Origin of the sequence: Streptomyces sp. YPW6, assembly GCF_018866325.1 — a bacterium.
Classification (GTDB): domain Bacteria; phylum Actinomycetota; class Actinomycetes; order Streptomycetales; family Streptomycetaceae; genus Streptomyces.
On sequence record NZ_CP076457.1, the window covers coordinates 4,816,602 to 4,836,440 of the forward strand.

Consider the following 19,839-nt stretch of genomic DNA (forward strand, 5'->3'; position numbering starts at 1 on the left):
CCCCGAAGCGCTCGCCGATGCGGCGGTGGGCGGCGGCGTCCGGGTGGGGCCCGTCGGGCAGCGGACGCGCTGACCGGTGCGATCTTTCTGACGACACGGATATTTCGGTCAGTCATCCCGAAATCTGATGCAACCTCGTGTTAGGGATAGCGGGCAAGAATTCCCCCAACAGGAGGTACGCAACGATGCGCACGAATCTTCTCCGCATCACGACCGCGCTCGGTGCCGCGGCCGTACTGGCCATCGGCGGCGCGGGCGTGGCCGCCGCCGACGGTGTGGGCAACGCGGGCATCGGGAACAAGGGCGTGGGCAACGCGGGCATCGAGAACATGGGCCTGGGCAACGCGGGCGCCTTCAACGGCGGTATCGGCAACGCCGGCCTCGGGAACTGGGGCTGGGGCAACGCCGGTATCGGCAACACGGGCATCGGCAGCCACGGTCACGGCAACTCGGGCCTCGGCAGCTCCGGCATCGGCAACACCGGCGTGGGCAGCTCCGGCATCGGTAACTGAATCGCCTGCCGGGCACCCCGAGCCGGCCGCCCGCTCCACCGGCGGCCGGCCCGCGTGCTGTGGTCCCCGGGCGGTCGACACCGGACGGCCTCAGCCGCCGCACAGGACCCGGGCGTCGCACAGGACCCGGGCGCCGCACAGGACCTGGGCGCCGCACAGGACCCGGGCCGGGACAGGACTCAGGCGCGGAAGAGGACCCGGGCACCGGACGGGCCTCAGGCGCGGAAGAGGACTCGGGCGCCGGAGCGGGCCTCGGAACCTTGAGCGGTTTCAGGAGTGCTTCGCCGCCCCCGCGAACGGTCCCCCCGGACCGAAGGCGAACGCCCCGAAGCGCTCGCCGATGCGGCGGTGGGCGGCGGCGTCCGGGTGGAGCCCGTCGGGCAGCGGCAGTTCGGCGTGGTCGGCCTCGCCGTACAGGGTGAGGCCGTCCAGGTGGAAGAGGTACGGGTCCGATGCCGCCCGCTCCGCCGTGATCCGGGCGAGCTCCCGCCGTACGACGCGCAGGGTCAGCCTGCCGCGAGCTGCGTCGGCCGGGTCTCCCAGCGCCGTGAACCCCACCCGCCCGTCGCGGACGTCGGGGGCGGCGGGACCGGGGGTGTCCTCCTGTGCGGGGCAGAGGAGGGGTGAGACGACGAGCAGCGGCGTGCTGGGGTGCCCGTCGCGGACGGTGTCGAGGAAGGCGTGCACGGCCGGGCCGAAGTCGCTCAGCCCCATCGCGTCGTGGTTGACGAGATTGATGCCGATCTTGACGCTGATCAGGTCCGCTGGGGTGTCCCGCAGGGCGCACGCGGTGAACGGGTCGAGCAGCGCGCTGCCCGCCAGCGAGAGGTTGACCAGCTCCACGCCCCCCGCCCCGGCGGCCAGGGCGGGCCAGGCGGTCGCGGAGCTGTCGGCCGAGGAGCCCTGGCTGATGGAGCTGCCGTGATGCAGCCAGACCGGCCGCCCGCCCGGCTCCAGGGCCGCCACGGGCGCGTCGGTGCGCAGGGCGATCAGCTCGGTGGTCTCGGTGTACGGCAGCCAGATCTCGACGGTCTTCTCGCGCGCGGGCAGCCCGGTGAAGGACACCGCCCCGACGCTGCCGGGGAACAGCTCCCGTGACCCGTCGGACAGATCGACCATCAGGACGTGGCCGCCGCTCGCCGAGGCCCGGCCGGCCGCCTCGCCGTCGACGTACAGGTCGTACGCGCCGTCCGGGAGCGGTGCGAGCCCCCGGTGGGCCGTCACGGTGCGCAGGACGTCCAGCCGCACGGCGGTGGCCGCGGTACGGAAGGCCACGCGCACGCCCGAGGGCTGCGACTCCGCCTGCGCCACCTGCGCGTCGCCGCCGGACCGGGCGCGGGCGGTGGCGGGCAGCCGGTGGGGGAGGAGCCCCCCGCGCTCGGTGCGCTCCAGGTCGAGCGCACCGCGCAGGAGGCCGCCGGTGAGCGGGGTGGTGATCCAGTCGCGCGCGTCGTCCATGGGCTCAGCCTGTCCGCCGGAGGCGGGACCGAAGCGCAGCGGACGACACGCGTGTCGTCACGGACGCGGGGCCACGCACACGCCGCCCGGCCACGCGCCGCCACGCACACGCCGCCCGGCCACGCGCCACCTGGTCACGTGCCGCCACGCACGCGCCGCCGGGCCACGCGCCGCCGGGCCACGTCCCGCCCGGCCATGTGCCGCCACGCACACGCCGCCCGGCCACGTCCCGCCCGGCCGCAAGTGGCCACGCACGCGACGCACGCCTCGCACGCGACGCACGCCACGCACGCGACGTACGCGCATGCATGCGTCGCACGTACGCGTCAGGCCTTCGGGCGGCCCATCGCCCGGTAGGTCCAGCCCGCCTCGCGCCACACCGCGCTGTCCAGGGCGTTGCGCCCGTCCAGGATGATCCGGCGGGCGGCCGCCTCGCCCAGCTCGGCCGGGTCCAGCTCGCGGAACTCGCGCCACTCCGTCAGGTGCAGCACGACGTCCGCGCCGCGCACGGCTTCCAGCGCGGAGTCCGCGTAACCGAGCGTCGGGAACAGCTGCCGGGCGTTGTCCATCCCCTTCGGGTCGAACACGGTCACCTGGCCGCCCTGGAGGTGGATCTGCCCGGCGACGTTGAGCGCGGGGGAGTCGCGTACGTCGTCGGAGTCGGGCTTGAAGGTGGCGCCCAGCACCGCCACCCGCGTGCCGAGGAACGAGCCGCCGCCCACCGCCTCGCGGGCCAGCTCCACCATGTGGCCGCGGCGGCGCATGTTGATGGAGTCGACCTCGCGGAGGAAGGTCAGCGCCTGGTCGGCGCCCAGCTCGCCGGCGCGGGCCATGAAGGCGCGGATGTCCTTGGGCAGGCAGCCGCCGCCGAAGCCGATCCCGGCCCGCAGGAACTTCTTCCCGATCCGGTCGTCGTGCCCGATGGCCTCGGCGAGCTTCACGACGTCCCCGTCGGCGGCCTCGCAGACCTCGGCCATCGCGTTGATGAAGGAGATCTTGGTGGCGAGGAAGGAGTTGGCGGAGGTCTTCACCAGCTCGGCGGTCGGGAAGTCGGTCACCACGAACGGCGAGCCCTCACCGATCGGCACGGCGTACACCTCGCGGAGCAGCTTCTCGGCGTTCTCGCTCGTGACGCCGACGACGATCCGGTCGGGGTGGAGGGTGTCCTCGACGGCGAAGCCCTCACGGAGGAACTCCGGGTTCCAGGCCAGCTCGGCCCCGTCGCCCACCGGAGCCAGCTCGGCGAGCCGGTCCGCGAGCCGGGCGGCGGACCCCACGGGGACGGTCGACTTGCCGACGACCAGGGCGGGCCGGGTCAGATGCGGGGCGAGCGCCTCGAAGGCGCTGTCCACGTAGCTCATGTCGCAGGCGTACTCGCCGTGCTTCTGCGGAGTGTTCACACAGACGAAGTGGACGTCGCCGAACTCCGCGACCTCCTCCCAGGAGGTGGTGAAGCGCAGCCGCCCGCTGGACCCCTCGATCCCGGCGACGTGCCGCTGGAGCATCTCCTCCAGCCCCGGCTCGTACATCGGGACACGCCCGCTCGACAGCAGCTCGATCTTCTCCGGGACCACGTCGAGCCCGAGGACCTCGAAGCCCAGCTCGGCCATGGCCGCGGCATGGGTGGCGCCGAGATAGCCGGTGCCGATCACGGTGATCCTGAGGGCCATGGAGTGCTCCTGGGAGGTGCGGGCGAACGTGCGGACCGAGCATAGTCGGGGACCCGGAGGCCGGAATTCACCGATCGATATGCCCGGTACCTCCCCCATGTCCCACCCCTGTCGGCAAGCTCACGTGCTCGTCACGTATGCCGTCGGGCGGTCCGCGCACTAAAATTGAGTTACTTAACGGTAGTTAGCATCTGGGGAGTGAGCGTCTTGGCGGGTTCGACCGATTTCGACCTGTACCGTCCGGCCGAGGAGCACGGCATGCTCCGCGAGACCATCCGTGCGCTCGCCGAGTCGAAGATCGCCCCCTTCGCCGCCGCGGTCGACGAGGAGAGCCGCTTCCCGCAGGAGGCGCTGGACGCCCTGGTCTCGTCGGACCTGCACGCCGTCCACGTTCCGGAGGAGTACGGCGGGGCCGGCGCCGACGCGCTCGCCACGGTCATCGTGATCGAGGAGGTGGCCCGCGTCTGCGCCTCCTCCTCCCTGATCCCGGCCGTGAACAAGCTCGGCTCGCTCCCGGTGATCCTCTCCGGCTCCGAGGAGCTGAAGGCCAAGTACCTGGGCCCGCTCGCCAAGGGCGACGCGATGTTCTCGTACGCCCTCTCCGAGCCGGACGCCGGCTCCGACGCGGCGGGCATGAAGACCAAGGCCGTGCGCGACGGCGACTTCTGGGTGCTCAACGGTGTGAAGCGCTGGATCACCAACGCGGGCGTCTCCGACTACTACACGGTCATGGCGGTCACCGACCCGGCCAAGCGCTCCAAGGGCATCTCGGCGTTCGTCGTCGAGAAGTCCGACGAGGGCGTCTCCTTCGGCGCCCCGGAGAAGAAGCTCGGCATCAAGGGCTCCCCGACCCGCGAGGTCTACCTCGACAACGTCCGCATCCCCGCGGACCGCATGATCGGCGAGGAGGGCACGGGCTTCGCCACCGCGATGAAGACCCTGGACCACACCCGCATCACGATCGCCGCCCAGGCGCTCGGCATCGCCCAGGGCGCGCTGGACTACGCCAAGGGGTACGTCCAGGAGCGCAAGCAGTTCGGCAAGCCGATCGCGGACTTCCAGGGCATCCAGTTCATGCTCGCGGACATGGCGATGAAGATCGAGGCGGCCCGCCAGCTCACGTACGCGGCGGCGGCGAAGTCGGAGCGCGGCGATGCCGACCTGACCTTCCAGGGTGCGGCGGCCAAGTGCTTCGCCTCGGACGTCGCGATGGAGGTCACCACGGACGCCGTCCAGCTGCTCGGCGGCTACGGCTACACGCGGGACTATCCGGTGGAGCGCATGATGCGCGACGCCAAGATCACCCAGATCTACGAGGGCACGAACCAGGTCCAGCGCATCGTGATGGCGCGCAACCTGCCGTAGCACCTCGCGGCATCACCGCCTTCCCGGGCCCCCGGCGAACCTTGCCGGGGGCCGTACGCGTACAGCCCCTACCGCGGAGCGACGATCGCGAACACGCCCCGCGCGGCCGTTCCGTCGGGCCAGGTCCAACCGGCGACGAGGTGCGCCGACGACGGCTGCTCGTTCTCCCCGGCCCGCAGGACGCGGTTGATCCGCACGTCCGGCTCATCGTCTCCACCGGCCCCGTGCACGATGACGGTCGGGTCGGGGGTGTCGCTCAGGCTCTGGTGCTGCGGGTCCGCCCCACCCCTCAGCAGGGCACTCAACCGGTCCGCCACCACCGGGTCGTGGACGCCGTCGTAGACCCATCGGGTGCCGAGCACACCGTGCTCGGGGGTCCCGATGAGCGCGGCGTCGGGTGCGCCCTCCAGCGCCGTGCCGCGGTAGCCCAGGGGTACGAGATACGCCACCGGTTCCGGCCCGGCGGAGTCCACCACGACCATGAACTCGATCCCGACCGCGCCGTCCGGATCGTCCAGGCGGAACCCGCCGGCGTTGACCAGGTCCGGCGTCCCGCCGGTACCCGCGTACCAACTCTGCTTCGGCAGCCAGCCGGTGATGAGCTCCAGCTTGCCGGGCGACATGGTGGTGCGGTGGATGGATGCCATGCGAGCTCCCTGTCGTCGGTCTCCGGCCGTGGACTTCGGCCGGAGACACTCTGGCCGTCACGGTCCCGGGATGATGGACTCGTGCCGTGGCGACCATGACGACCCGTGCCTTCCGGGCGATCGACCGATTCCACGACGTCCACCCGTGGGACCATAACGCTCACCACCATCCGTGGATCATGCGGCAGCTCCCCCGGCGCTTCGGCCGGGCCCTGGACGTCGGATCGGGCAGCGGAGACCTGGCCCGGCTCCTGGCCACGCGAGCCACGGAGGTGAGGGCCCTGGACGCCGACCGCGCCATCGTCGCGAGGGCCCGGGAACTCACTGGTCCCGCCGTCCCCGTGACGTTCACCGCCGGAGACGCTCTGACGGAGACACCGCCAGGGCCCTACGACGTCATCACGTGCGTCGCCACCCTCCACCACCTGCCGTTCACCGAAGCCCTCGACCTCTTCCGCCGGCACCTGGCGCCGGGCGGGACCCTGGTCGTCGTCGGTGTCTCCCGGGCGGCATCCCCCGGTGATCATCTCCTCGGGGCCGCCGCGATCCCGCTGAACATCGCCCTGGCCTTGATCAAGAACAAGGGGCGCCGGGTTCCACGGCCGGTGTCCATGACCGCCCCCACCCGTCCGGCGGCCATGAGCTTCGCCGAGATCGTCCGTGACGCCCGCCGCGTTCTGCCCGGTGCCCGGCTGCGCCGACGCCTGTTCTGGCGCTACACGCTGGTCTGGCATCGGCGGCCTGCCGGGGTTCGTGGGCCGTCCCCCGGGGGCGACCGATGATCATCTGGCTGAACGGAACCTTCGGCGCGGGCAAGACCACCACCGCGAGAGAGGTGACCTCACTCCTTCCGGACTCCCGGCTCTTCGACACCGAGACGGTCGGCGGGATGCTCCGGCACGTCCTGGGCGCGCCGGAGAAGGACTTCCAGGACTTCCCACCCTGGCGGGGCCTGGTCGTGGAGACCGCGCGGCAACTGCTCGACCATGTCGGCGGAACGCTGGTGGTGCCCCAGACCGTGCTGGTCGAGGCGTACTGGCAGGAGATCCACGACGGCCTGACCCGGGCCGGTGTCCCCGTGCACCACGTCCTGCTCCACACCGGCCGGGACACCCTCGTCGAACGGATCGAGACCGACACCCAGCCCGAGAGCGCCGGTGCCGAGCAGTGGCGCCTGGACCACCTGACCGACTACGAACAGGCCCTGCCGTGGCTCCGCCGCGAGGCTCGGGTGATCGACACCACGGGCGTCGTGCCCGCCGAGGTGGCGGAGACCGTCCTGCGGGGCGTCCGCACCCGCCGGTGAGGGGCGCGCACCGGCTGACCGGCCCGTCCCGTCAGCGCACGACGTCGAACACGTTCTTCTGGATGCCGTTCGCGTACGCCTCGTGCTCGACCAGCTTCAGCTTCTGCTGGTCCTTGTCCGTCGTGCTGAACAGGCGCTTGCCCGCGCCGAGCAGGAGCGGGAAGACCAGCAGGTGGTACCGGTCGATGAGGTCCGCGTCCGCGAGGTTCCGGTTCAGCTCGGTGCTGCCGTGGACGATGATCGGGCCGCCCTCGGTCTCCTTCAGCGCGGCGACCTCGTCGAGCGACCGCAGGATCGTGGTCTCGCCCCAGTCCGACACCAGGTCGTCTTCGGTCAGCTTGGTGGAGACGACGTACTTCGGCATCGCCTTGTACCCGGTGAACTCCTCCATGCCCGGCCACACCGGGCTGAACGCCTCGTAGCTGGCCCGGCCCATCATCAGGGCCGCGGCCTCGTCCTGCTCCCGGGACTTGAGCTCGTACGCCTCCGGCAGGAACTCGATGTCCTTGAAGGTCCACCCCGAGTTCCGGTAGCCGGGCTCGCCGCCGGGGGCCTCCATGACACCGTCGAGCGAAACGAAGGCGGTGCTGATCAGGGTGCGCATCAGGTCTCCTGGGTGTGTGGTGGGCCCCGTCCGGTGCCCGGCGTCGCTGCTCACTCTTACGGATGTACTGACCGCGTGCCAGGCGAAAACTCATCGGTCCCACGCCACCGAAGCGCGCCGGCCGCGTCGCCCTGTCCCGTCGAAGCTCGGGACAGCCGCCCGGCCACGGCCCGGTAGCCTCCCTCCCCATGACCGAACTGGACAGGCTGACCGCCCTCTTCAGCGCCCTGGGCGCGGACGCCGACGCCCGGGACTGGGCGGAGTCCGAGGCCGAGGAAGGGCTGCCGCAGCTCGCCCGCTACCGGCTCCTGCGGACGGTGTGGCAGGACGTCGACGCCTGGGGCACGGCCGCCCGCCAGTGGGTGGACGCCTACCGCGTCGACGGATCTGCGGCCGACGCCGTCGACCGCGCCCTCGCGGCCGGGCTCACCCCCGAGGACCTCGGCACGCTGGCCCGCGAGATCGCCAGGGAGACCGCGTTCGGGGTGCTGCACGCACTGGCGGACCCGGCGGACGGCTCGCTCCCCGCCGACGTGGAGGCGCAACTGCCCGGCTGGCGGCTGGCGGAGCTGAACGCGGCGGGCGCACCGACCGGGCGCCATCTCGACGCCCTCCACGAGGACTTCGCCGAACTCGAACCAAAGGGCACCACGCCATGACCGATGCGGCCGCTCCCACGGACGGGGTCGCCCGGACCACCCCCTTCGACCACGCCGAGCGCCGCATCTGGTCCGGCAAGGCCGAGGCGTACGCCGCTACCTACGCCCGGCTCTGCGCATACCCGGCGACGGCCCTCCTCGACGCCGCCGAGGTGGGTCCCGGTGCCCGCGTCCTCGATGTGGGCTGCGGCAGCGGGACCGTGAGCGCGGCGGCGGTGGCGCGCGGAGCGTCCGTGTACGCGGCCGACGCCGACCCCGGCATGGTGGCCGCGACCCGCCGAGCCGTGCCGGGCGCCACGGCACAGATCGCCCGACTCCCCGAACTGCCGTACGCCAGCGACACGTTCGACGCCGTCGTCGGCAACTTCGTGCTCAACCACGTGGGCCGCCCCCTCGCCGCCCTGGCCGGACTCCGCCGGATCACCCGTCCCGGCGGCCGGGTCGCGGTCACCATCTGGCGGTCACCCGGAGCCCCCGGCCAGACCCTGATCGGCCGCGCCGCCCAGGCCGCCGGCCTCACCCGCCCCGCCTGGCTCCCCGCCCTCGCACCGGAGGACGACTTCCCCCGTACACCCGAAGGCCTCGCGGCCCTGCTCGAAGCGGCCGGGCTCTTCGGCGCGGAGTGCTCCGAGGTGGCCTGGGAGCACCGCTGCGACCCGGACACGTGGTGGGCGGGGGCCGAGCGGGGGATCGGTGCGATCGGGCAGGTGCTCAACAGCGGCGGCGCGGAGGGGAGGGCTGCGGCGCGACGCGCGTACGACGACCTCTGCGCCGAATTCCGCACCCCGGAAGGCCTGTTGGTGCTGCCCCATCGTGCGCTGCTGGCGACGGGCGCCGCGTAGGAGGGCGGCCGGAGACCAGACGGGAGATTCGTTTATTCGCACAGATAGGGTGACGTGCGCGAAACGATTCTCTAGGTAGTGCACGGGGTCTGGAGCATGTCGTTCGAACAGGAGTGGGGCGAGCTCAAGGCCGCCGCCGCGATGAGACTGAACCAGGCCGGAGGCGCCGGCGGTTCCGGGCCGCAGGGCTTGGCCGACCTCGTGGTCAAGGACGACGAGCTCGGGGGCATCGGTCACACCGCGTTCGGACGGGTCAACAACCTGGAGCCGACCGGCTGAGGCATGGTGCGCAGGGTGGCGCTGGAACGAGGGCTGACGAAAGCGGAGTTGGACGTGAGCCCCAGCGAGTTCGAGAACCATCTCCGGGCGAGGGCCAAGGAGTGGTATCTGAGCGGCCTGGATGAGGCCGCACGGTCGACGAGGTAGGCAAGCGATGGACAGGAAGTGGCTGCCGTTGACCATCACGCTCGGCGTCGCCGGGGTGGCGGTGGTGGTGGCGAGTGTCTGGCCCGACGACGTGGAGAAGCCGCCGTTGCCGCAGAGCCTGTGTCACGGTGCGCTCAGCCGGGAGACGGCGGAGCTGATCGACGACGGCCAGGGCGGTGAGATCAGCACGGACGAGTGGGAGAGCAAGGGCAGCACCACCGACTACGCGGTGTTCAAAGCGTGCCGCGTGCTGCGCGCCAACCCGTACGACGAGAACGACAACCCTCGCGGGGTCTACAAACTGGTCATCGCGGACACCCGGAGCGAACCGTACAACAAGAAGGGCTCTGTCCCTCTCGGCCCCGGGTTCACGGGCTGGGCGCGCCCGGACTTGGCCGAGGTCACGTTGCCTGCCGCCTGCCCCGTCCGGATGGGCTCGACCGCCCCGTACATCAGGGTGTCGCTCGACGTGCCCTCGCAGGACGGCGAGAACCTGGCCAGGCTGGAGGAGAAGCGGCCGGTGGACGCAGACACTGCCCTGCGCAACAACGTGACCGTGATGCGGGAAGTGGCCACCAGGCTTGCCGAGCGGTACGGCTGCGCCCCCTGAGAATCAGGCGTACCGCGGCAGACCGTCGGTCGAGATCGTCCACTCGGCGATCGTGACGTCCTCGCCGTGCTGGAAGTCCTTGCGGGCCGCGTAACGCGGCCCCTCCGGCGTCCGGCATCGCTTTCTCCAGACGCCGGCTCACCTGGGCCGCGGTGAGTTCGTGGGGGCGTCCGGGGGCCATCCTGTCGTGCACGATCCCCTCTTCGGTGATCTCGAACTCGCCCGGAACGCGCTCCCGTATCTGCCCCACGACGTCCCGCCTGGCCCGAAACCGGGCTGTGTCCCGCTGTACGTCGTCCGGGGCGATGGACATCGTGCCCACTCCTTGTCGTGGGTGCCCGGTGGCCAGGATCGTCCCCTTCGTGCTAGGCCGCCTCCCCGTACGGGGCCCGGCAGTCGCGGCAGTGCCCCGGCTCGTGCGAGCGGAAGGCCCGTTCGCAGCCGTCGCAGGTCTGGAACGGGGGGACCGGCGCACGGCGCGGTGCCGTGAGGTCGTGGACGCCGGGGAGCGGGGGCGGCAGGAGGGCCGTGAGGCGGTGCCTGAGGAGCCTCGCCGGGTGTTTCAGCGGCTTCGGGAGGTCGGCGGTCAGAGCGTGCCGGATCGCGTCGGTGGTCGCGTCCCGTTCGAGCCAGGCGGCCACGCCGGGCACCAGCTCCTCGACGGCCTCCTCCGAGAGCACCAGTTCCACCGCGTGACGCCGCAGATCCGCGAGGAGGGCGGAGGCGGCCTGCCGGCGCTCAGGGGTGAGCGCGTGGGGGTGGGGGAGCGGCCGACGGGGCTGCTTGGGCGCGGTCGGTGCCGGCAGGCGGACCGGCGCGGGGCGCGCTCCCGCTACGGCGGTGGGCTCCGGCTCCCGTACGCGGAGGTGCTCCCGTACGAGGGCGGGCTCCGGTACGAGGCCGGGCTCCGGCTCCCGTACGCGGGTGGGCTCCGGTACGCGGGTGGGCTCCGGCTCCGTTACGCGGAGGTGCTCCGGCACGCGGGCGGGCTCCGGCTCCCTTACGCGGGCGGGCTCCGGTACGTGGAGGTGCTCCCGTACGAGGCCGGGCGCGGGCGCAGGGTTGCGTACCGCAGCCGCCACGACAGGCGCACCAGGCGCCCCGGGCACCACCCCGCCCCGCAGCACCGCCCCCGGCTGGTTGCAGAACACCGTGCGGGTGGCGACCCGGCCCTTTGCCAGCCTGACGCGCGTCCGGCGCAGGTAGCCGTGGGCCTCCAGCTCACGCAGGGCGCAGGCGATCTTCACCTCGCCCTCGGGGAAGCGGGCCGCCAGCGTCTTGATGCTGATCTCCGATCCGGCGGGCAGCGACTGGATGTGGACGCCGATCCCGATCGCGACGAGGGACAGCCCGGCGTGCTGGGCGAGGTGGTTGCCGACGACCGTGAACCGGTTGGTGTGCGGGATCACGATCTGAATGACGCCGGAGGGCGGGACGGGCCCGGGAATTGCGGCCAGGGCATGGGCCAGGGCGTTATCGTGCTGGGTATCCATCGGGAAGTGGCTTCTTCCTTGGTGGCTAGGCCCTCGGTTCGGGATTGCCGTCCCGGCCGGGGGCTGTTCGATGTCTGGAGGTGGATCGAAGGTGGATCAGCGTGAGCATATGCCTGCCAACCGGTCTGAAATCCAGCTCAGTCGGCAAACCTCACCCGCGCGAGTGACGAGCCCTCCCGCAGCTGACCACCGGGATCAGGTGGGGTGGGGTGGGGTTATTTCTCTTGGTTCTTTCCGTAGTTGACGTCGTGGCCCACCAGGTCGCGGTCGGCCGCGACCCGGTGGGCCACGACCGGGTCGTGAAGCACCACGATCCGGTGTGAGCAGCGAATTCGGGTGGATTCCTCGCGGGGACCGACTTCCTCCCGTACCCCTCCAGCGGCAGGTGAGCCACCCGCCTTCGCGCGGCGGAAGCCCGGGAATCCCCGGAATCCCTGACACCGGCAACACCCCTTCGGCACACTGAGTGCATGGATGTTCACTCGGGGAAGTCGCCGGATCACCTCACGATCAATGTCACCCACCGCGACGATCCGGTCTTCGAGGTCACCGAGGCGGACGCGTTCGCCTCGGCCCGCAAGTATCCGAACATCGTCGTCCGCGGGCCGCTGTTCGGGCTCGCCGAGCAGCGGCGCGGGGACCGGCCGCGCTGGCGGCTGATGGGTGAACTCGACTCCGGCTTCCCGCAGATGGTCCGGGACGAGCTGAATTCGCACCTCTGGTTCAAGGCGAAGGACGAGACCGACGACCCGGCGGAGCGGCGGTCGCTGCTGGCTGCCGTGGCACGGCTGGAGACCGAGAAGGTCGACGAGGTCTCGGCGTGCGGTGTGCGCTACCGGGTCGTGCGCGCCGACGAGTTCGCCCGGATCGGCGACGGCGGGCTGGAGCCGCCCCGGGCCACCGACCCGGACGACGACAGTTGGGATCTGGACGGGGCCGAACCCTGCCGCACCGACGGCTTCGTGGTCGACCACGCGGCGGCCGTCGGGCTGAGCGAGGGGATCGGCCGCGCCGAGCTGCTCCAACTCGCTTACACCGCCGACCGTTTCCCCGCTGACGTACGGGCCGATTCCCAGCGGGCGGTGACCACCCACCCGGGGGTCGTGCTCCTCCCGACGACGTTCCGGGTGGTGCAGCGCAAGGAGTTGTCCTGGTCGATGGTGACCGGGCAGTCCTCGACCCCGCAGGGTGCCCGGCGCGCCCTCGTCGATCACCTCACCCGGCCCTTCCCCGAGCTGCCGGACCTCCCGGACATGCCGGAGCTGCCCGCGTGGATGAAGGTGGACGAGAAGGAGGCGGCCGTCAACGAGCGGGCCGCGAAGAAGTTCATGGCGCGCCGCAGGCCCAACGAACTCATCGTGCGGGGCAAGCGGTTCGAGGTCGTCCGGGTCGAGCGGATGATGCGCATCGGGCCCGACGGTCCGGAGAAGCCGCGCCCGTCCGACGTCGACCAGTACGGACCGTCCCAGATCCATCCCCTCATGGACGAGCACGGCACCATCACCTACGGCACGTAGCGGGCGTCCGAGGACCGCGAGGGCGAAAGGAGGGCGCCGGGCTGGTGGCCCGGCGCCCTCAACGGCTTTCTGCGCGCTCTCAGTTGCCCTTGACCGTGACCTTCTCGCCGTCGTTCAGCTGCTGCACCAGCTGCTTCACCTTGGCCTTGTCCCAGACCAGGTTGCTGCCGATGCTGCCCGAGATCGGCATGTTCATCGACGTGCCCTCGCCGCCCGTGACGCCCTTCATCGCGAAGAACATGTTGCCCAGCGACCAGAGCGACATGTCCTTGTCCACGATCAGCGTGTCCAGGCCCGCGCCCATCGTCGGGTACAGCTTGAACGGGTTGAGGATCGTGGACGGGGTCGCCGTCTGGCTCGCCAGCGCCGCGAGGAACTTCTGCTGGTTCTTCGTACGGTCCAGGTCGCTGCCCGCGAACGCGTAGCGCGTGCGGACGAAGGCGAGGGACTGCTCGCCGTTTAGCGTCTGCTTGCCCGCCTGGAAGTCGGCCCCCGACTTCTTGTCCTTGAACGCCTTCGGGATGTCCAACTCGACCCCGCCGATGGCGTCCACGATCTTCGCGAAGCCGCCGAAGCCGATCTCGACGTAGTGGTCGATACGCAGGCCCGTGTTGAACTCGACCGTACGGACCAGGAGTTCGGGGCCGTCCTCGGCGTAGGCGGCGTTCAGCTTCACCTGCCGGCCGGTGCCCTGGAACATCTTCCCGGACTCCGAGCCCTTGAAGGTCGGGATCTCGACGTTGGAGTCGCGCGGCAGCGAGATCAGCGTCGGGCCGTTCGAGCCGTCGTGCAGGATCATCATCGAGTCGGTGCGCTTGCCCTCGGCGGAACCGGTGCGCAGCCGCTTCTTCTCCTCGGCCGACATGCCCTCGCGGCTGTCGGACCCGACGATCAGGTAGTTCGTGCCGTCGCCGGACTCCGGCCGCTCGATGACCTTGGAGAGGTCGACCTCGCGCTTCAGCTTCGAGTCGGCCCAGAAGTACGTCGAGACCGAGACCGCGAGCACCACGACCACCAGGGTCAGCGCGCCGAGCTTGATCCGGCGGCGCCAGTCCGGGGCCGGGCGGCCCTGGACGTAACCCCCGTCACCGCCGCCGCGCCGGCCGCCGGAGCCGCCACTGCCCGATCCGTAGACCTGGCCCGTGTTGTAGCCGCTGTCGTACCCGGGCTCGGGGCCGTAGCCCCCGCCCTGGTGCCCGCCGTCCTGGTAGCGGTCGTCGTAGCCCGGGCTCTGCGGCGGTACCTGCGGTCGCCGGGGCGGCACCTGCGGCCGCTGCGGCGGGGCCGGGCGGCGCTGGATGTGCGGCATCGACCGCGCGCCCTCGGGCTGGGGGTCGGCGCTGCCCCGCCCGTAGCGTTCGCTGCGGTCGCCGGTCCGTCGATCGGGCCAATCGTTCATTCCGACAGTGTGCCGTCCGGGCACACGGCTCTTACAGGGTGTAAGGAAAATCGCACCAGGGCTGTTGCGAACCTGATGCATTCTGCGGGATCGCGGACCCCGCATAAGGTAGACGGTATGACAGATCAGGCCACGGGCGTAACAGATCCGGCCAACCGGGCAGAGGAAGAGATTCCGGGCAAGCCGACCGCGGCGTCCCGGACCACCCTCAGCCACATCATGACCGGCAGCGACACCAACCTCCTCGGTACGGTGCACGGTGGTGTGATCATGAAACTGGTCGACGACGCCGCGGGCGCGGTGGCCGGCCGGCACTCCGGCGGCCCCGCCGTGACCGCGTCGATGGACGAGATGGTCTTCCTGGAGCCGGTCCGCGTCGGTGACCTCGTCCATGTGAAGGCCCAGGTCAACTGGACCGGCCGGTCCTCCATGGAGGTCGGCGTCCGGGTGATGGCCGAACGCTGGAACGAGTCCACCCCCGCACAGCAGGTCGGCAGCGCCTACCTGGTCTTCGCCGCCGTCGACGCGGACGGCAAGCCGCGCCGCGTGCCGCCGGTGGTTCCCGAGACCGAGCGCGACAAGCGGCGCTACCAGGAGGCGCAGATCCGGCGCACCCACCGGCTCGCCCGCCGCCGCGCGATCAAGGAACTGCGGGAGAAGCGCGCCGCCGAGGGCATCGACGACTGAGACCGGCGCCGGGCCCGGTGAGGAGCCCGGCCGTCATCCCTGCCGCCGAGCCCCTACGGGCACACCACCTCGTCGCCCCTCACCGTCGAGAACTCGCCCGCCTGACGGGGCTCCGCCTTGACCCGCTGCACCTTCGTGAAGTCCGAGCCCACCGTCACCCGCATCTGCGGGCCCTGGCCCTTCACCGCCTTCAGCTCGCTCCCGGGCAGCGCCGTGGCCAGGGACTTCGCCGACCGGTCCCAGCGCGGGTCGTACTCCACGAGCGTCCGCTCCAGCTCCCGCACCTCCCCGTTGAGCGGGGCCTGGGTGGTGGCGAACCCGGTCGCGCGCAGCGCCTCGTCCGCGGTCCGGCCCAGGCCGTCCTTCGGGGTCCCGTTGTAGACCTGGACGCGGATCTCCCCGGGTGCCACGTCGACCAGCTTCGCGGGGGGCTGCCGCGGGCCCGGCGCGGGCTTCGGCTCCGGCTTCGCCGGGGCCAGCGGCTTGTCCTCGCGCAGGGCCTGGAACAGCTTCTTCGCCTTCTTCGCGTCCCACTGCACCGTCGAGCCGATGCCCTTGACCGGGAAGCTGGGGTTGCCGACGGGCACGGACGCGAACTCCGACGAGGCGGGGCCGAAGCCCTTCATCGCCTTTCCGAGCGCCAGCATCTGCTCCGTACCGAAGCCCTCGTCGGCCCGGACCGAGCCGAGCACCGAGGCGGAGACCTGCTGGAACCTCACCGGGTTCAGCAGCACCCCGCTGCTCGTCGCCTGCTTGATCAGCGCCGCCATGAACTTCTGCTGGCGCTCCATCCGGCCCAGGTCGGAGGCCACGTCCACGTGGCGCGAGCGGACGTACTGGAGCGCCTGGCCGCCGTCCAGCTCGTGCGTGCCCGCGGGCAGGTCGAGGCCGGTGTACGAGTCCTTCATCGGCCGCGCCGTGCAGATCTTCACCCCGCCCACCGCGTCGACCGTCTTCATGAAGCTGGTGAAGTCGACCTCCAGATAGTGGTCGATCTTGACGCCCGTCATGTCCTCGACGGTGCGCACGGTCAGGGTCGGCCCGCCCTCCGCGTAGGCGGCGTTCAGCTTCACCGGGTGGCTCGCGTGGTGCTTGCCCGTGGTGCGGTCGGTGTGGGCGGGCATCTCGGCGTAACTGTCCCGGGGGAGGCTGACCACGCTCGCCCGCTGCCGGTCGGCCGACAGGTGGACCAGCATGATCGTGTCGGTGCAGTGGCAGGGCGCCCCACCGAGCCGGTACTTCCGCTTCTCGGCCTTGGTGATCGTGTCCCGGCCGTCCGTGCCGACGAGCAGCAGATTCGTGCCGCGGCCCCCTTCGGGGCGGTTCTTCATGTTCTGGAACGGGTCGACCCGGCCGATCCCGCCCTCCAGGCTGCTCACCACGGCGTGACCGATCCCGCCCGCCCCCAGCACCAGCACCGACAGACCGGTCGCCACCCGCATGCCCCAGCGCGGGCGCTCGTCCTGCTTGCGGCTGCGGACCGGCCGGGCGCCCTGGGGCGGACGGCGTCGCGGGGGAGTGGTGCGGGGGCGCTGCGGTCGCTGCGGTGGGGGCACGGGGGGAGACACCTCCGGGGTGCAAGGGAGACACCTCTGCGGTGCAAGGGGACCATCGCACGGTAGGCCCATACGACCACCGTCCCCGGGCGCGACCCGGCGGCGCGCACCCGTGTCCCCCATTCGCGGTAACGTGGCGGCCGAAAACCGAGCCGCCTCCTGGGGTACGCAACCCCCGGCGCCCCCGAGGACCCCCCGAGGACCACATGTCTGCCGCGCAGTACCCCGCCGTCTCCGTGATCATGCCGGTGCTCAACGAGGAACGCCATCTCAGGAACTCGGTCCGGCACATCCTGGAGCAGGAGTACCCCGGTGAGATGGAGGTCGTGATCGCGCTCGGCCCCTCCGCCGACCGGACGGACGAGATCGCCGCCGAGCTGGTCGCCGAGGACTCCCGCGTCCACACGGTGCCCAACCCCACCGGCCGCACCCCCGCCGCCCTCAACGCGGCGATCAAGGCGTCCCGCCACCCGGTCGTCGTCCGCGTCGACGGCCACGGCATGCTCTCGCCGGACTACATCGCGACCGCCGTCCGCCTCCTGGAGGAGACCGGCGCCCAGAACGTCGGCGGCATCATGCACGCCGAGGGCGAGAACGCCTGGGAGGACGCCGTCGCCGCCGCGATGACCTCGAAGATCGGCGTCGGCAACGCGGCCTTCCACACCGGCGGTCAGGCGGGCCCCGCCGAGACCGTCTACCTGGGCGTCTTCCGCCGCGAGGCGCTGGAGCGGGCCGACGGCTACAACGTCGAGTTCATCCGCGCCCAGGACTGGGAGCTCAACTTCCGCATCCGCGAGGCCGGCGGGCTGATCTGGTTCTCGCCCGAGCTGAAGGTCCAGTACCGCCCGCGCCCCACGGTCAAGGCGCTCGCCAAGCAGTACAAGGACTACGGCCGCTGGCGCCATGTCGTCGCCCGCTACCACTCCGGCTCGATCAACCTGCGCTACCTGGCCCCGCCGACCGCCGTCGTCGCCATCGCCGCGGGCCTGGTCCTCGGCGCGGCCGTCACCCCGTGGGCGCTCGTCGTCCCCGGTGGTTACGTCGCCGCGATCGTCGCCGGATCGCTGCCCGCGGGCAAGGGGCTCTCGCTGAAGGCCCGCGCGCAGATCCCGGTGGCGCTGGCGACCATGCACATGTGCTGGGGCTTCGGCTTCCTGACCAGCCCGCGGTCCCTCGCCAAGCGGGTCATCGCGAGCCGCCGTCCGGCGATGACGGGCAGCAGCGAGACCGTCTGAGACCGAGCGCCCCGGGCGTTCGCCAAGGGCCCCGCCGCCGGACCGAATCCGGCGGCGGGGCCCTTCGCGCGGACGCACGAGCGTGCCGCTGCACGGTCACCAGGTGTAGTTCGGGTTGACCTTCATGCAGGCCTCCTCCTCGCCGTTCAGGGCGCCCGCCGACTCCGGGGTCTTCTCCGTGCCCTCGGACACCGGATACGCCCCGTCCTCGCGCCAGTCGGCGCCCACCGCGAGCGAGATCCCCGACACGTCGGTGGACCGCTTCACCTGCGACAGCGGAACCCCGAGCGCCTTGGCGACCGCCTGCGCGTCGCCCTCCAGATCCGCGCTCGGATACAGGATCCCGGTCCGCGCCACCCCGGTGACGTTGCCCGAGTCGATGCTGGTCCGCCCGAAGCCCGCGTCCTTCAGCTGGTCCGCGACCTGACCGGCCCGTCCCGACGCCGGCCCGAGGGCGTCGGTGGCGGTCCCGTTCCGTACGGAGACGGCGATCTCGCCCACCGGCGCGGACGGGTCCTTGGGCTCCTCCGGCTTCTTGCGCTGGGAGGCCTTGCCGTCCAGCGGTACGTCGTCCCGCACCATCCGGAACAACTGCTCGGCGTCGCCCGCCTTCGGGTACACCCGGCCGCTGTTGACGCCGGTGCCGTACACGTTCGGCATGGTCGACATCGTGATGCGCTTCGTCGGGACCTTCTTGAACTCCTCGGCCAGGTCGTAGAGCTTCTTGACGGTGTCCAGGCCCTTGTCGACCGTCAGCGCCTTCGTGGCCGCCTCGGCGAGGTTCATGAGCTTCGCCGGGTCGGTGAGCTTGGTGCCCTTGCGCAGCTCGCGCACCATGGAGTTCATGTACTGGTGCTGGGCCTTGGCCCGCCCCAGGTCGGTGTTGTCCTCGAAGCCGTACCGGGTGCGCAGCCACTGGAGGGCCTGCTCGCCCTTGACGTACGTGGTGCCCTCCTCCAGCTTCAGCCCGGAGCCCTTGCCGTCGGCGCTGCGCGAGTGGATGTTGGCGTCGACGCAGACCGGGACACCGCCGATGGCATCGGCCATGGACACCACACCCGAGAAGTCGATCATCATGAAGTGGTCGATCCGGATGCCGGTCAGCTCGTACCAGGTGGCCACCGTGCACCCCGGACCGCCGCGCCCCAGACTCTCGTTGGTCTGTACGTCACGGGTGCTGGCGGCGAAGACCTCGCCGTCCGGGGCCGTGCACTTGGGCATCTTCAGCATGGTGTCGCGCGGCATGCTGATGACGGAGAGATTGCTGCGGTCCGCGGAGAGGTGGAGCAGCATCTGCACATCGGCGAGCGGTGTCGCGCCGAAGGTCTCCTTCGCGCCGCCCAGCTTCTGGTTGGCCGCGGAGTCCCGGGCGTCGGAACCGATGAGCAGGATGTTGAGCGGGGTCTGCCCGGCGGCGTTGGCCTTGTGATCGGCCATCTGCTTGTCGCCGAGGGTCAGATCCTCTTTCTTGATGTTGCTGTTCAGGTACTCGTAGTAGAGATAACCGGCGCCGCCGGTGACGAGTATGAGCACGGCGAGCACCGAGGCGCTCCAGCGCAGGACGCGACGCTTGCCGCTCTTCGGCGCGCGGCGGCCGCTGCGCCCCCGGGCGCCGCCCGCGGTGCCGCGCCGGGTCCCCTCGGCCCGACGGCCGCGCTCCCCGCTCCTGCCGCGCGCGGGCGCGTCACCGCTACCGGCCGCGTCCCCTCGGCCCTCCGGGCTGTCGGCCCGGCCTTCGTCCCGGCTCTCGTCCCCGCCGGGCCGATCGGCGCGGCGGACGCGTGAGCGCGTCTCCTCCCCGGGCATGCTGCTGCGTCCCACCGGACCCCCCATGTTGTTCAGATTTCCGCTGT

The 19,839-nt window shown here is 71.5% G+C and carries 19 protein-coding genes and 1 pseudogene; 11 read left to right on the forward strand and 9 right to left on the reverse strand.

Annotation, left to right across the window (positions count from 1 at the left end):
• The first annotated feature begins 185 nt into the window (after positions 1–185).
• On the forward strand, positions 186–512 hold the full coding sequence (locus KME66_RS21400) for a pentapeptide repeat-containing protein (RefSeq protein ID WP_073225555.1): 327 nt from the start codon (positions 186–188) through the stop codon (positions 510–512).
• A 270-nt stretch (positions 513–782) separates the two neighbouring features.
• On the opposite strand, the gene KME66_RS21405 is transcribed toward KME66_RS21400, so the two are convergent.
• Entirely contained in the window at positions 783–1,970 is a 1,188-nt protein-coding gene (locus KME66_RS21405) for a GDSL-type esterase/lipase family protein (RefSeq protein ID WP_216324896.1), read from the reverse strand.
• Positions 1,971–2,296: 326 nt separating this feature from the next.
• The gene (locus KME66_RS21410) at positions 2,297–3,640 is read right to left on the reverse strand and encodes a UDP-glucose/GDP-mannose dehydrogenase family protein (RefSeq protein ID WP_216324898.1); all 1,344 of its coding nucleotides are present in this window, start codon (positions 3,638–3,640) and stop codon (positions 2,297–2,299) included.
• Positions 3,641–3,847: 207 nt separating this feature from the next.
• Here KME66_RS21410 and KME66_RS21415 point away from each other — a divergent pair, with 207 nt between their 5' ends.
• Positions 3,848–5,005: an acyl-CoA dehydrogenase gene (locus KME66_RS21415; RefSeq protein ID WP_073225560.1), complete on the forward strand. Its 1,158-nt coding sequence runs from the start codon at positions 3,848–3,850 to the stop codon at positions 5,003–5,005.
• A 68-nt stretch (positions 5,006–5,073) separates the two neighbouring features.
• Here KME66_RS21415 and KME66_RS21420 read toward each other — a convergent pair whose 3' ends face one another.
• Positions 5,074–5,652 carry a 1,4-alpha-glucan branching protein gene (locus tag KME66_RS21420; RefSeq protein WP_216324900.1) on the reverse strand — a complete coding sequence of 193 codons (579 nt, stop codon included), beginning with the start codon at positions 5,650–5,652 and terminating at the stop codon, positions 5,074–5,076.
• Positions 5,653–5,747: 95 nt separating this feature from the next.
• On the opposite strand from KME66_RS21420, the gene KME66_RS21425 reads away from it, so the two are divergent.
• Both KME66_RS21425 and KME66_RS21430 read left to right on the forward strand, forming a co-directional pair.
• Positions 5,748–6,434 carry a bifunctional 2-polyprenyl-6-hydroxyphenol methylase/3-demethylubiquinol 3-O-methyltransferase UbiG gene (locus tag KME66_RS21425; RefSeq protein ID WP_216324902.1) on the forward strand — a complete coding sequence of 229 codons (687 nt, stop codon included), beginning with the start codon at positions 5,748–5,750 and terminating at the stop codon, positions 6,432–6,434.
• Complete coding sequence (locus KME66_RS21430; RefSeq protein WP_216324905.1) at positions 6,431–6,958, forward strand: AAA family ATPase; 528 nt, start codon at positions 6,431–6,433, stop codon at positions 6,956–6,958. Before KME66_RS21425 ends, KME66_RS21430 begins: the two co-directional genes overlap by 4 nt.
• A gap of 31 nt (positions 6,959–6,989) precedes the next feature.
• Here the strand turns inward: KME66_RS21430 and KME66_RS21435 are convergent, their stop codons facing one another.
• A complete protein-coding gene (locus KME66_RS21435; RefSeq protein ID WP_073225566.1) occupies positions 6,990–7,562 on the reverse strand; it encodes a dihydrofolate reductase family protein in 573 nt (190 codons plus the stop codon).
• A gap of 188 nt (positions 7,563–7,750) precedes the next feature.
• Between KME66_RS21435 and KME66_RS21440 the strand changes: the two genes are divergently transcribed.
• From KME66_RS21440 to KME66_RS21455, 4 genes are all read left to right on the forward strand, one after another.
• Positions 7,751–8,221: a hypothetical protein gene (locus KME66_RS21440; protein WP_216324908.1), complete on the forward strand. Its 471-nt coding sequence runs from the start codon at positions 7,751–7,753 to the stop codon at positions 8,219–8,221.
• Positions 8,218–9,063 (forward strand): class I SAM-dependent methyltransferase, encoded by an 846-nt coding sequence (locus KME66_RS21445; RefSeq protein WP_216324911.1) that lies wholly within the window; start codon positions 8,218–8,220, stop codon positions 9,061–9,063. The genes KME66_RS21440 and KME66_RS21445 overlap by 4 nt, the downstream gene beginning before the upstream one ends.
• A gap of 96 nt (positions 9,064–9,159) precedes the next feature.
• A complete protein-coding gene (locus KME66_RS21450) occupies positions 9,160–9,342 on the forward strand; it encodes a hypothetical protein (RefSeq protein WP_236726461.1) in 183 nt (60 codons plus the stop codon).
• A gap of 154 nt (positions 9,343–9,496) precedes the next feature.
• Complete coding sequence (locus KME66_RS21455) at positions 9,497–10,099, forward strand: hypothetical protein (RefSeq protein WP_216324914.1); 603 nt, start codon at positions 9,497–9,499, stop codon at positions 10,097–10,099.
• A 3-nt stretch (positions 10,100–10,102) separates the two neighbouring features.
• On the opposite strand, the pseudogene KME66_RS34080 reads toward KME66_RS21455, so the two are convergent.
• Positions 10,103–10,412, reverse strand: a pseudogene (locus tag KME66_RS34080) (hypothetical protein).
• Positions 10,413–10,464: 52 nt separating this feature from the next.
• Entirely contained in the window at positions 10,465–11,592 is a 1,128-nt protein-coding gene (locus tag KME66_RS21460) for a hypothetical protein (protein ID WP_216324918.1), read from the reverse strand.
• A gap of 470 nt (positions 11,593–12,062) precedes the next feature.
• Between KME66_RS21460 and KME66_RS21465 the strand changes: the two genes are divergently transcribed.
• The gene (locus tag KME66_RS21465) at positions 12,063–13,109 is read left to right on the forward strand and encodes a DUF5954 family protein (protein WP_216324921.1); all 1,047 of its coding nucleotides are present in this window, start codon (positions 12,063–12,065) and stop codon (positions 13,107–13,109) included.
• A 79-nt stretch (positions 13,110–13,188) separates the two neighbouring features.
• Here the strand turns inward: KME66_RS21465 and KME66_RS21470 are convergent, their stop codons facing one another.
• Complete coding sequence (locus KME66_RS21470; protein WP_216324923.1) at positions 13,189–14,508, reverse strand: LCP family protein; 1,320 nt, start codon at positions 14,506–14,508, stop codon at positions 13,189–13,191.
• Positions 14,509–14,625: 117 nt separating this feature from the next.
• Between KME66_RS21470 and KME66_RS21475 the strand changes: the two genes are divergently transcribed.
• Positions 14,626–15,195 (forward strand): acyl-CoA thioesterase, encoded by a 570-nt coding sequence (locus tag KME66_RS21475; protein WP_073225579.1) that lies wholly within the window; start codon positions 14,626–14,628, stop codon positions 15,193–15,195.
• A 53-nt stretch (positions 15,196–15,248) separates the two neighbouring features.
• On the opposite strand, the gene KME66_RS21480 is transcribed toward KME66_RS21475, so the two are convergent.
• Positions 15,249–16,637 carry an LCP family protein gene (locus KME66_RS21480; protein ID WP_216329533.1) on the reverse strand — a complete coding sequence of 463 codons (1,389 nt, stop codon included), beginning with the start codon at positions 16,635–16,637 and terminating at the stop codon, positions 15,249–15,251.
• A 320-nt stretch (positions 16,638–16,957) separates the two neighbouring features.
• Between KME66_RS21480 and KME66_RS21485 the strand changes: the two genes are divergently transcribed.
• On the forward strand, positions 16,958–17,986 hold the full coding sequence (locus KME66_RS21485; RefSeq protein WP_216324925.1) for a glycosyltransferase family 2 protein: 1,029 nt from the start codon (positions 16,958–16,960) through the stop codon (positions 17,984–17,986).
• A 96-nt stretch (positions 17,987–18,082) separates the two neighbouring features.
• Here the strand turns inward: KME66_RS21485 and KME66_RS21490 are convergent, their stop codons facing one another.
• Positions 18,083–19,807, reverse strand: coding sequence for an LCP family protein (locus KME66_RS21490; RefSeq protein WP_367303631.1), 1,725 nt, complete (start codon positions 19,805–19,807; stop codon positions 18,083–18,085).
• Between the last annotated feature and the right edge of the window lie 32 nt (positions 19,808–19,839).